This is a genomic window from Escherichia fergusonii ATCC 35469 (genome assembly GCF_000026225.1).
GTDB classification, from domain to species: Bacteria; Pseudomonadota; Gammaproteobacteria; order Enterobacterales; family Enterobacteriaceae; genus Escherichia; species Escherichia fergusonii.
Genome location: NC_011740.1, coordinates 2,265,745 through 2,281,032, shown reverse-complemented (window position 1 = coordinate 2,281,032; position 15,288 = coordinate 2,265,745). Strand labels below are relative to the sequence as shown.

General features: G+C 52.0%; 15 protein-coding genes. 10 read left to right on the top strand and 5 right to left on the bottom strand.

The window, feature by feature from the left end:
- Nucleotides 1-89 precede the first annotated feature (89 nt).
- Nucleotides 90-668 carry a DedA family protein gene (locus EFER_RS11165; protein WP_015953552.1) on the bottom strand — a complete coding sequence of 193 codons (579 nt, stop codon included), beginning with the start codon at nt 666-668 and terminating at the stop codon, nt 90-92.
- 169 nt (nt 669-837) lie between these two features.
- Between EFER_RS11165 and EFER_RS11160 the strand changes: the two genes are divergently transcribed.
- A complete protein-coding gene (locus tag EFER_RS11160; protein ID WP_001295454.1) occupies nt 838-1,425 on the top strand; it encodes a Yip1 family protein in 588 nt (195 codons plus the stop codon).
- Nucleotides 1,426-1,598: 173 nt separating this feature from the next.
- Nucleotides 1,599-2,531 (top strand): D-alanyl-D-alanine endopeptidase, encoded by a 933-nt coding sequence (gene pbpG / locus EFER_RS11155; RefSeq protein ID WP_001319943.1) that lies wholly within the window; start codon nt 1,599-1,601, stop codon nt 2,529-2,531.
- A gap of 38 nt (nt 2,532-2,569) precedes the next feature.
- Here the strand turns inward: pbpG and dld are convergent, their stop codons facing one another.
- On the bottom strand, nt 2,570-4,285 hold the full coding sequence (dld, locus tag EFER_RS11150) for a D-lactate dehydrogenase (RefSeq protein WP_024256497.1): 1,716 nt from the start codon (nt 4,283-4,285) through the stop codon (nt 2,570-2,572).
- A gap of 196 nt (nt 4,286-4,481) precedes the next feature.
- On the opposite strand from dld, the gene bglX reads away from it, so the two are divergent.
- From bglX to yehW, 5 genes are all read left to right on the top strand, one after another.
- Nucleotides 4,482-6,779 (top strand): beta-glucosidase BglX, encoded by a 2,298-nt coding sequence (gene bglX / locus EFER_RS11145; protein ID WP_000871465.1) that lies wholly within the window; start codon nt 4,482-4,484, stop codon nt 6,777-6,779.
- Between the two features lie 148 nt (nt 6,780-6,927).
- Entirely contained in the window at nt 6,928-7,845 is a 918-nt protein-coding gene (gene osmF / locus EFER_RS11140) for a glycine betaine ABC transporter substrate-binding protein OsmF (protein WP_001131229.1), read from the top strand.
- 6 nt (nt 7,846-7,851) lie between these two features.
- A complete protein-coding gene (gene yehY / locus EFER_RS11135) occupies nt 7,852-9,009 on the top strand; it encodes a glycine betaine ABC transporter permease YehY (RefSeq protein WP_000220827.1) in 1,158 nt (385 codons plus the stop codon).
- Entirely contained in the window at nt 9,002-9,928 is a 927-nt protein-coding gene (gene yehX / locus EFER_RS11130) for a glycine betaine ABC transporter ATP binding protein YehX (RefSeq protein ID WP_000569379.1), read from the top strand. The genes yehY and yehX overlap by 8 nt, the downstream gene beginning before the upstream one ends.
- 4 nt (nt 9,929-9,932) lie before the next feature.
- Complete coding sequence (gene yehW / locus EFER_RS11125) at nt 9,933-10,664, top strand: glycine betaine ABC transporter permease YehW (RefSeq protein WP_000783140.1); 732 nt, start codon at nt 9,933-9,935, stop codon at nt 10,662-10,664.
- Here yehW and EFER_RS11120 read toward each other — a convergent pair.
- A complete protein-coding gene (locus tag EFER_RS11120) occupies nt 10,645-10,752 on the bottom strand; it encodes a protein YohO (protein ID WP_001216963.1) in 108 nt (35 codons plus the stop codon). The genes yehW and EFER_RS11120 overlap by 20 nt on opposite strands.
- A gap of 59 nt (nt 10,753-10,811) precedes the next feature.
- Complete coding sequence (mlrA, locus tag EFER_RS11115) at nt 10,812-11,543, bottom strand: HTH-type transcriptional regulator MlrA (protein WP_001240385.1); 732 nt, start codon at nt 11,541-11,543, stop codon at nt 10,812-10,814.
- A gap of 221 nt (nt 11,544-11,764) precedes the next feature.
- Here mlrA and btsS point away from each other — a divergent pair, with 221 nt between their 5' ends.
- Genes btsS through EFER_RS11100 form a run of 3 tightly spaced genes read left to right on the top strand, consistent with a single transcriptional unit; the run spans nt 11,765 to nt 14,683 of the window.
- Nucleotides 11,765-13,450: a two-component regulatory system sensor histidine kinase BtsS gene (btsS, locus tag EFER_RS11110; RefSeq protein WP_002431447.1), complete on the top strand. Its 1,686-nt coding sequence runs from the start codon at nt 11,765-11,767 to the stop codon at nt 13,448-13,450.
- Nucleotides 13,447-14,166 carry a two-component system response regulator BtsR gene (gene btsR, locus EFER_RS11105; protein WP_000598631.1) on the top strand — a complete coding sequence of 240 codons (720 nt, stop codon included), beginning with the start codon at nt 13,447-13,449 and terminating at the stop codon, nt 14,164-14,166. The genes btsS and btsR overlap by 4 nt, the downstream gene beginning before the upstream one ends.
- Before the next feature lie 46 nt (nt 14,167-14,212).
- Entirely contained in the window at nt 14,213-14,683 is a 471-nt protein-coding gene (locus tag EFER_RS11100) for a YehS family protein (protein ID WP_001295430.1), read from the top strand.
- Nucleotides 14,684-14,725: 42 nt separating this feature from the next.
- On the opposite strand, the gene EFER_RS11095 is transcribed toward EFER_RS11100, so the two are convergent.
- Nucleotides 14,726-15,184 carry a YehR family lipoprotein gene (locus EFER_RS11095; RefSeq protein WP_000643203.1) on the bottom strand — a complete coding sequence of 153 codons (459 nt, stop codon included), beginning with the start codon at nt 15,182-15,184 and terminating at the stop codon, nt 14,726-14,728.
- Between the last annotated feature and the right edge of the window lie 104 nt (nt 15,185-15,288).

Sequence of the window (15,288 nt, the reverse complement as noted above, 5' to 3'; positions counted from 1 at the left end):
TAGGCATGATAAGACGCGGAAGCGTCGCATCAGGCATGATGTACCTGATGTCGGATGCGGCGCAGACCGTCTTATCCGCGGCAATGGTTTTACGCCTTATCATCCGGCTTTTTCTTACCGCGCCGTTTCAGCCACCAGCGCACGCCAACCACCAGAACCACGACCAGGATCAACCAGACCCAGTGCTTCAAATGCTGGTCGAGATTGTGCAACCACGGCGCAATCACCTGACCACCAGCATAACCGATAGTGGTAAAAATCAACGCCCAGGCAAATGCGCCGAGAATATTCAGCGGCAGAAAGATTTTCGGCGGCAGCTGGCTGGCACCAATCAGCGTCGGGCCAATGACCCGAAAGCCATACATAAAACGCGTACCAATGACAAACAGATACGGATGGCGTTGGATAAGTTTCTGCGCCCGCTCAATTTTATCCTGATGCTTAGAGAAACGGCGTAACAGCTTGCCACCAAACCGCCGCCCGCACAGATAAAGCACCTGGTCGCCAATCATGCCGCCAAGCGCCACAGAAAGTACCACCAGCGGGAACTTTAATAACCCCTGATGTGCCGCAACGCCTCCCAGCAACGTCACGGTTTCACCTTCCGCCAGACTGCCGAGCACCAGCGCAGCATAACCATATTGTGAGATGAGTGTATTGAGATCCATAGGCCCGTCTGTCTCCCTTTGGTTGCCTGTAAGCATACACCCTGTGAATTATTCACGCTGAAAAAGGACGTACATCAGACGGTACAAATTACATAAGCGAACAAAAAATAATCACAAGCTGACTTATACTTGAACTGTCAGGTTCATGAACTCACAACAAGGGGGCGGTATGAGCCATGTCTGGGGACTGTTTTCCCATCCCGATCGTGAAATGCAGGTGATTAATCGCGAAAACGAAACGATTTCTCACCATTACACCCACCACGTTTTGCTGATGGCGGCGATTCCGGTGATTTGCGCCTTTATTGGCACCACACAAATTGGCTGGAATTTTGGCGATGGCACTATCCTGAAGTTATCCTGGTTTACCGGACTGGCGCTGGCTGTCTTGTTTTATGGCGTTATGCTGGCTGGGGTCGCGGTGATGGGGCGGGTCATCTGGTGGATGGCGCGCAATTACCCGCAGCGTCCGTCACTTGCGCACTGCATGGTCTTCGCGGGCTACGTTGCAACTCCGCTGTTTTTAAGCGGTCTGGTGGCGCTTTACCCGCTGGTCTGGTTGTGTGCGCTGGTCGGCACGGTGGCGCTGTTTTACACCGGCTACCTGCTTTACCTCGGTATTCCGAGTTTCCTGAATATCAACAAAGAGGAAGGCCTTAGCTTCTCCAGTTCGACGCTGGCGATAGGCGTGCTGGTACTGGAAGTGCTGCTCGCCCTTACCGTTATACTATGGGGCTACGGTTATCGTTTGTTCTAGAAAGTTCTTTGACGTTGCATTGCTGGCGTAAATGTCAGCAATGCAGCATTTCCTCACGATTCTCTTTTGACGATCGCACTTTTTGCTCGTTATGATGGCGTCGCTAGCCTCAGTAAATCCTTACTCCGGCGGTGCGCAACCCGTGCGCGTGAACCACTATCTGAATGCTCATCATGCCGAAATTTCGAGTTTCTTTATTTAGCCTGGCCCTGATGCTGGCTGTGCCTTTTGCACCACAGGCCGTTGCGAAAACGGCAGCCGCTACCACCGCTTCACAGCCGGAAATTGCCTCCGGTAGCGCGATGATTGTTGATCTGAATACCAACAAAGTGATCTATTCGAACCACCCGGATCTGGTGCGTCCGATTGCGTCTATCAGTAAATTAATGACCGCGATGGTCGTGCTGGATGCGCGCCTGCCGCTGGATGAAAAACTAAAAGTGGATATCAGCCAGACGCCGGAGATGAAAGGGGTCTATTCGCGCGTACGACTGAACAGCGAAATCAGCCGTAAAGATATGCTGTTGCTGGCGCTGATGTCTTCAGAAAACCGCGCGGCGGCAAGCCTTGCGCACCATTATCCCGGTGGCTACAAAGCCTTTATTAAGGCGATGAATGCGAAAGCGAAATCGCTCGGAATGAACAACACGCGCTTTGTTGAACCGACCGGATTGTCGGTGCATAACGTTTCAACTGCCCGTGACTTAACCAAACTGCTCATTGCCAGCAAACAATATCCGTTGATTGGTCAGTTAAGTACTACCAGGGAAGATATGGCAACCTTCTCTAACCCGACGTATACGCTGCCGTTCCGCAATACTAACCATCTGGTGTATCGCGATAACTGGAATATTCAGTTAACCAAAACTGGCTTTACCAATGCGGCGGGCCATTGTCTGGTGATGCGCACGGTTATCAATAATAAACCGGTGGCACTGGTAGTGATGGACGCGTTTGGCAAATATACCCATTTTGCCGATGCCAGCCGCCTGCGTACCTGGATTGAGACCGGTAAAGTGATGCCTGTTCCGGCAGCAGCGTTGAGCTATAAAAAACAAAAAGCCGCTCAGATGGCGGCGGCGGGGCAGACGGCACAGAACGATTAAGTGAAGTACGGATGGCGATACTCTGCCATCCGTAATTTTTATTTCACTTCCTGCCAGTTTTTCCGCTTACTGGTTTTACCAATCCCCGGATTCATACTGTTGGTCGGATCGTTCTCGCGATAAAACTTCTGCAACGTTTCCGGTGCTTTATACAAATGACCGACGTTATGCTCGGCAGGGTATTGCGCGCCGCGCTGCTGTAGCAGTTCCAGCATCTGTTCTTTCAACGCATGTACATCCACGCCTTTTTTAACGATGTAATCCTGATGGAAGACATAGCACATAAAATGGCCGTAATAGAGCTTGTGCACCAGTTGGCTGTCGATCTCCGGCGGTAAATGCTCATACCATTCGGTGTCGTTACGCCGCAGAGCGATATCCAGCGCCAGAATGTCTTCGACTTCATCGGAATGCACGGCCTGATAACGAATTGCTGCGCCCGCAGCGGCGAAACGGTGTAAAAACGCTTTGCTACCTTCCTCCGGCGTACAGACAAAGAAATCGCCTTCGGCCTGTTTGAAATAATCCACCAGCCACGATTTGGCTTCACCGACGCCATCGCCCGCCATTTTTAACAGCAGATGATGTTCATATTTATCGCGCCAGTTTTTCATGCGCGGCGGTAAATGGCTGGGGAACAGGTGACCGAATTTTTGCATCGCACGGTCGGTAAAATGCGGACGGAAGAATTTCACTTTCTCCAGCATCGCATCGGTACGTCCCTTGAGATTAAAGAAGAACGGCATCTTATCGGTGCCTAACTTATCAATCATCAGGAAGGTGTCTTTGCCGTATTTTTCCGCAATATCGTAGATATCCCGGTGCATATATTCCCCGGCAACCGGCAGATTTTCGAAATTAGCCAGAATATGACGGCGGATTTCGGTCAGTACTTCCGGCTGGTTGGTGCCGATATAAAACACCTGCTGATTTTTTTCCGCTTCGAAGGTATCAAGACGTACCGCAAAGACGGCCAGTTTTCCGGCGCAACCGGAGGATTCAAACAGGCGATCCGGGTCGGCGTTATAACGTGCGGGTGTGTCGGCTTCAATATCACGAACGCGGTGGACATAGTCATAATCGTGGGCGTGACGACCATCGTGGCGCACATCGTCATCTTTGATGCGATCGTCATCCAGCTTGCTAAGGATCTGCTCCGGCGTTTCGCCCAGATCAATCCCCAGATGGTTCACCAGCGTCAGTTTTCCATCTTCATTTATACGCGCGAATAACGACATTTCGGTATACGCCGGGCCACGCTGCACCAGCGAGCCGCCGGAGTTGTTACAAATACCGCCGATGACCGATGCGCCAATGCACGACGAACCAATCACCGAGTGCGGCTCGCGTCCCAGCGGTTTGAGGGCTTTTTCCAGCGAATAGAGCGTGGTGCCAGGATATGCCAGCACCTGTTCGCCCTTACCGAGAACATGAAGCTTGTCGAGACGCAGGGTGCTGATGATCACGATATCGCGATCATAGTCGTTACCGTTTGGCGTCGAGCCTTCGGTCAGACCTGTATTGGCAGCCTGCATCAGAATAATTTTGTCGGCGGCAACACAAACATTCAGTACTCGCCAAAGTTCGAGTAGTGAGCCAGGGAAAACGACAGCCAGTGCGTCGCCCTGACCAGAACGGAAGCCCTTGCGATAGCGGGCCGTTTTTGCGGGATCGGTGAGCAGGTGTGAAGAACCCACCAGTCGGGCAAGTTCATTCAAAAAGTCTTTATTATCAATCGTGGTCATGGAAGGAATTCTCCACTCCTTGTGGCAGGACAAAATATCACGGATAAGCATAGCTCTATGCATGATGATACAGTGAACGAATATTTCATAATTTCAGACTATCCACATCACTTTCTTTTTCTCTCTTGTTCGGGCTTATGGCAAACTGCGGTTTTTGCGACATTTTTCGCCGCCACATTGGGCCCAAGAGGAAGAGAAAATCCATATGAAATGGCTATGTTCAGTAGGAATCGCGGTGAGTCTGGCCCTGCAGCCAGCACTGGCGGATGATTTATTCGGCAACCATCCATTAACGCCCGAAGCGCGTGATGCATTCGTCACCGATCTGCTCAAGAAAATGACAGTTGATGAGAAAATTGGTCAGCTTCGCTTAATCAGCGTCGGCCCGGATAACCCGAAAGAGGCGATCCGCGAGATGATCAAAGACGGGCAGGTTGGGGCGATTTTCAACACCGTAACCCGTCAGGATATCCGCGCCATGCAGGATCAGGTGATGGAACTGAGCCGCCTGAAAATTCCTCTCTTCTTTGCTTACGATGTGCTGCACGGTCAACGCACGGTTTTCCCGATTAGCCTCGGTCTGGCCTCGTCTTTTAACCTCGATGCGGTGAAAACGGTCGGGCGTGTCTCTGCTTATGAAGCGGCAGATGATGGCCTGAACATGACCTGGGCACCGATGGTCGATGTCTCGCGCGATCCGCGCTGGGGACGTGCTTCTGAAGGTTTTGGCGAAGATACGTATCTCACTTCGATTATGGGTAAGACCATGGTGGAAGCGATGCAGGGTAAAAGCCCGGCAGATCGCTACTCGGTGATGACCAGCGTCAAACACTTTGCCGCTTACGGCGCGGTAGAAGGCGGTAAAGAGTACAACACCGTCGATATGAGTCCGCAGCGCCTGTTTAACGACTATATGCCGCCGTACAAAGCGGGGCTGGATGCAGGCAGCGGTGCGGTAATGGTGGCGCTGAACTCGCTGAATGGCACGCCAGCAACTTCCGACTCCTGGCTGCTGAAAGATGTGCTGCGCGATCAGTGGGGCTTTAAAGGCATTACCGTTTCCGATCATGGCGCAATCAAAGAGCTGATTAAACATGGCACGGCGGCAGACCCGGAAGATGCGGTGCGCGTGGCGCTGAAATCCGGGATCAACATGAGTATGAGCGACGAGTACTACTCGAAGTATCTGCCCGGTTTGATCAAATCCGGCAAAGTGACGATGGCAGAGCTGGACGACGCTGCCCGCCATGTACTGAACGTTAAATATGATATGGGGCTGTTCAACGACCCATACAGCCACCTTGGACCGAAAGAGTCTGACCCGGTTGATACTAATGCTGAAAGCCGCCTGCACCGCAAAGAAGCGCGTGAAGTGGCGCGCGAAAGCCTGGTGTTGCTGAAAAACCGCCTTGAAACGCTGCCGCTGAAAAAATCGGCAACCATTGCGGTGGTAGGGCCACTTGCGGACAGCAAACGTGACGTGATGGGCAGCTGGTCCGCAGCCGGTGTTGCCGATCAATCTGTGACCGTACTGACCGGGATTAAAAACGCCGTCGGTGAAAACGGCAAGGTGCTGTATGCCAAAGGTGCGAACGTTACCAGTGATAAAGGCATTATCGATTTCCTGAATCAGTATGAAGAAGCGGTAAAAGTCGATCCGCGTTCGCCGCAAGAGATGATTGATGAAGCGGTGCAGACCGCAAAACAATCTGATGTGGTGGTGGCTGTGGTCGGTGAAGCTCAGGGGATGGCGCACGAAGCCTCCAGCCGTACCGATATCACTATTCCACAAAGCCAACGTGATTTGATTGCGGCGCTGAAAGCCACCGGTAAACCGCTGGTGCTGGTGCTGATGAACGGGCGTCCGCTGGCGTTGGTGAAAGAAGATCAGCAGGCTGATGCGATTCTGGAAACCTGGTTTGCGGGTACGGAAGGGGGGAATGCGATTGCCGATGTGTTGTTTGGCGATTACAACCCTTCCGGCAAGCTGCCGATGTCCTTCCCGCGTTCTGTCGGGCAGATCCCGGTGTACTACAGCCATCTGAATACCGGTCGTCCGTATAATGCCGACAAACCGAACAAATACACTTCGCGTTATTTTGATGAAGCTAACGGGGCGCTTTATCCGTTCGGTTATGGTCTGAGCTATACCACTTTCACCGTCTCTGATGTGAAACTTTCTGCGCCGACCATGAAGCGTGACGGCAAAGTGACCGCCAGCGTGCAGGTGACAAACACCGGTAAGCGTGAAGGGGCCACGGTAGTGCAGATGTACTTGCAGGATGTGACGGCTTCCATGAGTCGCCCGGTGAAGCAGCTGAAAGGCTTTGAGAAAATCACCCTGAAGCCGGGCGAAACTCAGACTGTCAGCTTCCCGATCGATATTGAGGCGCTGAAGTTCTGGAATCAACAGATGAAATATGACGCCGAGCCTGGCAAGTTCAATGTCTTCATCGGCACCGATTCCGCGCGCGTTAAGAAAGGCGAGTTTGAATTGCTGTAATGCTTTAGCCAGGGCGCGACGTTTGCGCCCTTTAAGTATTTATCTGATTCTGCAACTGAATCCGCCTTGTCAGGCTAACCCCGCCATTATCAACTATGCTTTTCTCTTAATTCGCTGAAAACAACAGTAAAAGAATGAGGAAAGCATCATGCCACTCTCAAAGCTCTGGGCAGGTTCACTGGTTTTGTTGGCAGCCGTGAGCCTGCCGCTACAGGCGGCTTCCCCCGTTAAAGTCGGTTCGAAAATCGATACCGAAGGCGCGCTACTCGGCAACATTATTTTGCAAGTGCTGGAAAGCCACGGCGTACCGACGGTGAATAAAGTCCAGTTGGGAACCACGCCGGTGGTGCGCGGCGCGATCACTTCTGGCGAGCTGGATATCTATCCGGAATATACCGGTAATGGCGCTTTCTTCTTTAAAGATGAAAATGATGCGGCGTGGAAAAATGCCGGACAAGGCTATGAGAAAGTCAAAAAGCTCGATGCAGAGCAAAACAAGTTAATCTGGCTGACGCCAGCGCCTGCGAATAACACCTGGACCATCGCCGTGCGTCAGGATATGGCAGAGAAAAACAAACTCACTTCGCTTGCCGACCTGAGTCGTTATCTGAAAGAGGGTGGCACCTTCAAGCTGGCGGCTTCGGCAGAGTTTATCGAACGCGCCGATGCCTTACCCGCGTTTGAAAAAGCCTATGGCTTTAAGCTCGGTCAGGATCAGTTGCTGTCACTGGCCGGTGGCGACACTGCGGTGACAATCAAAGCTGCTGCCCAGCAAACATCCGGCGTTAATGCGGCGATGGCTTACGGCACCGACGGCCCGGTCGCGGCGCTGGGGCTGCAAACCTTAAGCGATCCGCAAGGCGTGCAACCTATCTACGCGCCTGCACCAGTGGTGCGTGAATCGGTGTTGAAGGAGTATCCGCAAATGGCACAGTGGCTACAGCCAGTCTTCGCCAGCCTCGATGAAAAGACGTTACAGCAACTGAATGCCAGCATTGCCGTTGAAGGACTGGATGCCAAAAAAGTGGCTACCGACTACCTGAAACAAAAAGGGTGGACGAAGTAATTTCCCGTGACTTATTTCCGTATTAATCCTGTTCTGGCGCTGCTGCTGTTGCTGACGGCAATCGCAGCGGCGCTGCCGTTTATCAGTTACGCGCCTAATCGTTTAGTCTCGGGTGAGGGGCGTCATCTCTGGCAGTTGTGGCCGCAAACGATCTGGATGCTGGTGGGCGTATGTTGCGCCTGGCTGACAGCCTGTTTTATTCCCGGTAGAAAAGGCAGCATTTTTGCACTCATTCTGGCGCAATTCGTCTTCATATTGCTGGTGTGGGGCGCGGGAAAGGCGGCGACACAACTGGCGCAAAATGGCAGTGCACTGGCGCGTACCAGCCTCGGCAGTGGTTTCTGGCTGGCTGCGGCGCTGGCATTGCTGGCCTGTAGCGATGCCATCCGCCGAATCTCCACGCATCCGCTGTGGCGCTGGTTGTTGCATATGCAGATTGCCATTATTCCGCTGTGGTTGCTGTACTCCGGTACGCTTAACGATCTCTCGCTAATGAAAGAATACGCCAACCGTCAGGATGTGTTTAATGACGCGCTGGCGCAACATCTGACGTTGCTGTTTGGTGCGGTGCTGCCTGCGTTAGTGATTGGTGTGCCGCTGGGCGTCTGGTGCTACTTTTCCACTGCGCGGCAGGGGGCGATTTTTTCTCTGCTGAATGTCATTCAGACCGTGCCTTCGGTGGCGCTCTTTGGCCTGTTGATTGCGCCGCTTGCCGCGCTGGTTACGGCCTTTCCGTGGCTGGGTAAGCTCGGCATAGCAGGAACCGGAATGACACCCGCACTGATTGCGCTGGTGCTCTATGCCTTGCTGCCGCTGGTGCGCGGTGTGGTAGTCGGCTTGAACCAGATCCCGCGCGATGTGCTGGAGAGCGCCAGAGCGATGGGCTTGAACGGAGCACAGCGATTCCTGCATGTGCAGCTACCGCTGGCGTTACCGGTATTTCTGCGCAGCCTGCGGGTGGTGATGGTGCAAACCGTCGGCATGACGGTGATTGCGGCATTAATCGGCGCAGGCGGTTTTGGTGCGTTGGTTTTCCAGGGGCTGCTAAGCAGTGCCATTGATTTAGTGTTGCTGGGGGTGATCCCGGTAATCGTACTGGCGGTGCTGATCGACGCACTGTTCGATCTGGTTATCGCACTGCTGAAGGTGAAACGTAATGATTGAATTTAGCCATGTCAGCAAACTGTTCGGCACACAAAAAGCCGTTAACGATCTCAATCTCAATTTTCAGGAAGGGAGTTTTTCGGTGCTGATTGGCACATCTGGCTCCGGCAAATCCACAACCCTGAAAATGATTAATCGCCTGGTGGAGCATGACAGCGGAGTGATCCGCTTTGCCGGAGAAGAAATTCGCTCGCTGCCAGTGCTGGAGTTGCGCCGCCGGATGGGCTATGCCATTCAATCTATTGGTTTATTTCCCCACTGGAGCGTGGCGCAAAACATTGCCACTGTGCCGCAATTACAAAAATGGTCGCGGGCGCGGATCGACGACCGTATCGACGAATTAATGGCGCTACTGGGGCTGGAGCCGGATTTGCGTGAGCGTTATCCGCATCAGCTTTCCGGTGGTCAGCAGCAACGTGTGGGAGTGGCGCGCGCACTGGCTGCCGATCCGCAAGTCTTACTGATGGATGAACCTTTTGGCGCACTGGATCCGGTAACGCGCGGCGCGTTGCAACAAGAGATGACGCGCATTCACCGTTTGCTGGGGCGTACCATTGTGCTGGTCACTCATGATATTGATGAGGCGCTACGGCTGGCAGAACATCTGGTATTGATGGATCACGGTGAAGTGGTGCAGCAGGGCAATCCTCTGGCGATGCTGACTCGTCCGGTGAATGATTTCGTCCGCCAGTTTTTTGGCCGTAGTGAACTGGGGGTCCGCCTGCTTTCGTTACGTAGTGTGGCGGATTACGTGCGCCGCGAAGAGCGGGCTGAAGGTGAGGCGCTGGCAGAAGAAATGACGCTACGCGATGCGCTCTCCCTGTTTGTCGCGCGGGGATGCGAAGTGCTGCCGGTGGTGAACACACAGGGCCAGCCTTGCGGCACGCTGCATTTTCAGGATCTGCTGGTGGAGGCGTGAGCGTATGAAGATGTTGCGCGATCCGCTGTTCTGGCTCATTGCTCTGTTTGTGGCGCTGATTTTCTGGCTACCCTATAGCCAGCCGCTGTTCGGTGCTTTATTTCCGCAACTGCCGCGGCCCGTTTATCAGCAAGAAAGTTTTGCGGCCCTGGCGCTGGCCCATTTCTGGCTGGTGGGGATCTCAAGTTTGTTTGCTGTAATTATCGGTGTTGGTGCCGGAATTGCCGTCACTCGCCCGTGGGGGGCTGAGTTTCGTCCACTGGTGGAAACCATTGCCGCCATTGGGCAGACGTTTCCTCCTGTAGCCGTGCTGGCTATTGCCGTTCCGGTGATCGGGTTTGGTCTGCAACCGGCGATTATCGCGCTGATCCTTTACGGCGTGTTACCCATCTTGCAGGCGACGCTTGCCGGGCTGGGAGCGATTGATGATAGCGTGACCGAAGTTGCCAAAGGCATGGGAATGAGCCGTGGTCAGCGACTGCGCAAAGTCGAGCTACCGCTGGCGGCGCTGGTGATTCTGGCGGGCGTGCGAACTTCGGTGATTATCAACATTGGCACGGCGACCATCGCCTCAACGGTAGGAGCCAGCACGCTGGGTACGCCGATCATCATCGGGCTTAGCGGATTTAATACCGCGTATGTGATCCAGGGGGCGTTACTGGTTGCACTGGCGGCGATCATCGTAGACCGCCTGTTTGAACGGCTGGTGCAGGCGCTTAGCCAGCACGCAAAATAAAGGTATAACCTGCGAGCATTACGCCACCGATACCGCCTAACGCCATAAACAGGAACAGGGCGATGACCCCAATTTTAGCTATGCGCATAATGCACTCCTTATGTTAACGAAAGGATTGTACAGTAAAGCGCATTTGTTAACGAATCATTAAATGCCAAGCGGGAAAATATCATGCCCTTGTTCCTGCCAACTGGTGAGTTGTTGCTGTTGGGCGGGAGTCTGATTTTCACCGCACCACACCAATAGCGTGCGGCCTTCAAACAGTTCCGGGCGGAGCTGGTTGAGGGAATGGGCGAGTACATCAATACGCCACCCTTGTTGACTGGCGATCCAGCCTTCCAGCCATAGACGGGTGGTATCTTGAATATTCCAGCCAACCACCAGCGCTTCTTTGCCCTGTTTTTTACGTGCCGAAGCCAGGCAAATGGCGATGTAGTTGATCAGCACGCCGTCCAGAATCGCTAGCAATGCCTGGAGAGTAGGTTGTTGGCATTGAAGTCGTCGACGCAGAGGAATAAACAGGTGCGTGGTGAGCGTCTGGGCGGGGTAATCCTGACCACGCTCTTTGATCCATGTTCGCAAGCTATGCAGATTGCCACTTTGCAGGTAATTGAGTAGCGTTTCTTGTTGCTCGCGCCAGCCATTTTGTAGATCAACATTATCATTACTGAGCAGCATCTTAACTTTGCTAACCTGCACGCCGTTGTCGATCCAGCGTTTGATCTCCCGGATCCTGTCGATATCCGCGTCGTTAAACAGGCGATGACCGCCGTCTGTCCGCTGCGGTTTCAGCAATCCGTAACGCCTCTGCCACGCGCGTAACGTCACAGGGTTAATATCACAAAGCAACGCCACTTCACCAATTGTGTAAAGCGCCATCGTCTCACCTTTGCTCGCGAGGTCCCGGTTTAACTTTAGACGCAGTTTTGCGAACCAGGTAGTACTGATCGTTTTTTGATCGAAAAAGGGCTGATATCGATTTATCCGGCGCTTTTTGCGCGATCGCTCTCACAATTTTCTTATTTTCTGCAGCACTTCAAAGAAAGTTATGCGCATGCCATGTATGTTACGCGTTTTTAAGGGATGTGTGGCTTGCAGGTATGTACGAGTTTAATCTGGTGTTGCTGCTGCTTCAGCAGATGTGTGTTTTTCTGGTTATTGCGTGGTTGATGAGTAAAACCCCGCTCTTCATCCCTTTAATGCAAGTCACAGTGCGGTTACCTCACAAACTGCTTTGTTACGTGACCTTCTCGATTTTCTGTATCCTCGGCACTTACTTCGGCTTACATATCGATGACTCCATTGCTAATACACGCGCCATCGGTGCAGTGATGGGGGGGCTGTTGGGTGGCCCGGTTGTTGGCGGACTTGTTGGTCTGACCGGGGGGTTACACCGTTATTCAATGGGAGGAATGACGGCGCTCAGCTGCATGATTTCTACCATTGTTGAAGGTCTGTTAGGTGGCCTGGTGCACAGTATCCTGATTCGTCGTGGACGTACCGACCGGGTGTTTAGCCCCTTCACCGCCGGAGCAGTCACTTTTATTGCCGAAATGATCCAAATGTTGATCATTCTTGCCATTGCCCGGCCTTATGAAGATGCCGTGCGTCTGGTGAGCAATATTGCTGCGCCAATGATGGTCACCAATACCGTGGGCGCGGCCCTGTTTATGCGTATATTGCTCGATAAACGCGCGATGTTTGAGAAATACACTTCGGCGTTTTCAGCAACCGCACTGAAAGTGGCGGCCTCGACGGAAGGGATATTGCGTCAGGGTTTTAACGAAGTGAACAGCATGAAGGTGGCGCAGGTGCTTTACCAGGAGCTGGATATTGGCGCAGTCGCGATTACTGATCGCGAGAAGCTGCTGGCTTTCACAGGGATTGGCGATGATCACCATCTGCCCGGTAAACCAATCTCATCGGGATATACCTTAAAAGCGATTGAAACCGGTGAAGTCGTTTATGCTGACGGCAACGAAGTGCCTTATCAATGCTCTTTACATCCGCAGTGTAAGTTAGGTTCAACACTGGTTATCCCACTCCGTGGCGAAAATCAGCGGGTGATGGGCACCATCAAATTGTATGAAGCCAAAAACCGTTTGTTTAGCTCGATCAACCGCACGCTGGGTGAAGGGATCGCACAACTGCTTTCGGCACAGATCCTTGCCGGGCAGTATGAGCGACAAAAAGCGATGCTCACACAGTCAGAAATCAAGCTGTTACACGCTCAGGTAAATCCGCATTTCCTGTTTAACGCGCTTAACACCATTAAAGCAGTGATTCGCCGAGACAGTGAACAAGCCAGTCAACTGGTTCAGTACCTGTCGACTTTCTTTCGCAAAAATTTAAAACGACCGTCGGAAATTGTGACTCTTGCTGATGAAATTGAACACGTAAATGCTTATCTGCAAATAGAAAAAGCACGGTTTCAGTCACGGTTGCAGGTCAACATGAATATCCCGGGAGAGCTTGCCTGGCAACACCTTCCGGCTTTTACACTTCAACCAATTGTTGAGAATGCGATAAAACATGGCACATCACAATTGCTGGGCACCGGGGAAGTGTCGATCACTGCACGCCGCGAAGGGCAATATTTTATGTTGGATATTGAAGACAACGCCGGATTATACCAGCCAGCAACCAACGCCAGCGGGCTGGGGATGAGTCTGGTAGATAAGCGATTACGCGAGAGATTTGGCGATGACTATGGCATCAGTGTGGCATGTGAACCAGATTGTTACACCCGCATTACTTTACGACTTCCATGGAGGGATAACGCATGATTAAGGTGTTAATTGTCGATGATGAACCGCTTGCACGGGAGAACCTGCGCATATTTTTGCAGGAGCAGAGCGATATTGAAATCGTCGGTGAGTGTTCAAATGCTGTTGAAGGGATTGGCGCGGTGCATAAACTGCGCCCGGACGTACTGTTTCTCGACATCCAGATGCCGCGTATCAGCGGTCTGGAAATGGTGGGGATGCTCGACCCGGAACATCGCCCGTATATTGTTTTTCTCACCGCGTTTGACGAATACGCCATTAAAGCCTTTGAAGAACATGCCTTTGATTATCTCCTGAAGCCAATTGATGAAGCGCGGCTGGAGAAAACGCTGGCGCGTTTGCGTCAGGAGCGCAGCAAGCAGGATGTTTCGCTGTTACCGGAAAACCAACAGGCGTTGAAATTTATCCCTTGTACGGGGCATAGTCGGATTTATTTGCTGCAAATGAGAGATGTAGCATTTGTCAGCAGTCGGATGAGCGGTGTCTACGTTACCAGCCACGAAGGGAAAGAAGGTTTCACCGAACTGACTTTGCGCACTCTGGAGAGCCGTACACCACTACTGCGCTGCCATCGTCAGTATCTGGTTAACCTCGCGCATTTACAGGAGATTCGCCTGGAAGATAACGGTCAGGCTGAGTTGATTTTGCGTAATGGTTTAACCGTCCCTGTCAGCCGCCGCTATCTGAAAAGTTTAAAAGAGGCGATTGGCCTGTAAAAGACTGCTAAAATGGTTTTTTGCCTCATCAACACCTGAAGGCCTCATGCTAAGTAACGATATTCTGCGCAGCGTGCGCTACATTTTGAAAGCCAATAATAACGACCTGGTGCGCATTCTGGCGCTGGGTAATGTCGAAGCCACTGCGGAACAGATCGCCGTCTGGCTACGCAAAGAAGACGAAGAGGGTTTTCAGCGTTGTCCGGACATTGTTCTGTCTTCATTCCTGAATGGCCTGATTTATGAAAAACGTGGCAAGGATGAGTCTGCTCCGGCGCTGGAGCCGGAACGTCGCATTAATAACAATATTGTACTGAAAAAATTGCGCATCGCGTTTTCACTGAAAACTGATGATATTCTGGCGATCCTCACCGAACAGCAGTTCCGTGTTTCGATGCCGGAAATTACGGCGATGATGCGTGCACCGGATCATAAAAACTTTCGTGAATGCGGCGATCAATTCTTGCGTTATTTTCTGCGTGGGCTGGCAGCGCGCCAGCATGTGAAGAAAAGCTAAGACGGGTATGGCGGCCATGCGAAGAACATGGCCGCCGACAGATTATTTCACTTCTTTAAAACCAGCGGCTTCAAGTACTTTCTGTGATTGTTTCATGCTAATCCCTTTGCTGGTGTCGCCACTGATCATAGTACCAGCAGCTTTTTGCAACTCTTTGAGATCAACTTTTTCCATATCTACAGAGACAGTTTCTTCTGCCCAGCTGTCTTTATAGGTTAATTTTTCTTCTACACCAACAAGATTCTTATATTTGGCGCTGATTGGGTCAAGGATCTTCGCGGCATCTTCTTTATTTGCAGCGTTGATAGAAGAGTACATAATTTTATTTTCAGAAGTTTGCTTCAGTACCTTGTCGCCTTTGTAGGTATAGGTAACAGCAATTTCAGAGCCATTCAGATTGGCGGTAAATTTTTTGGTTTCTTCTTTATCACCACAGCCAGCGAGGGAAAAAACGAGAACGGATGCCACCGCCATAGAAAACAGTTTATTAAAAGCCTTCATGTAAAACTCCATTTTTAAATATCAAAATATCAGCGCCCTGGCATTGTTGACCTGGTCGTTTGCCAGTGGCGCTATAGGATATGCCTGTTACAAGGGGTTGAGCA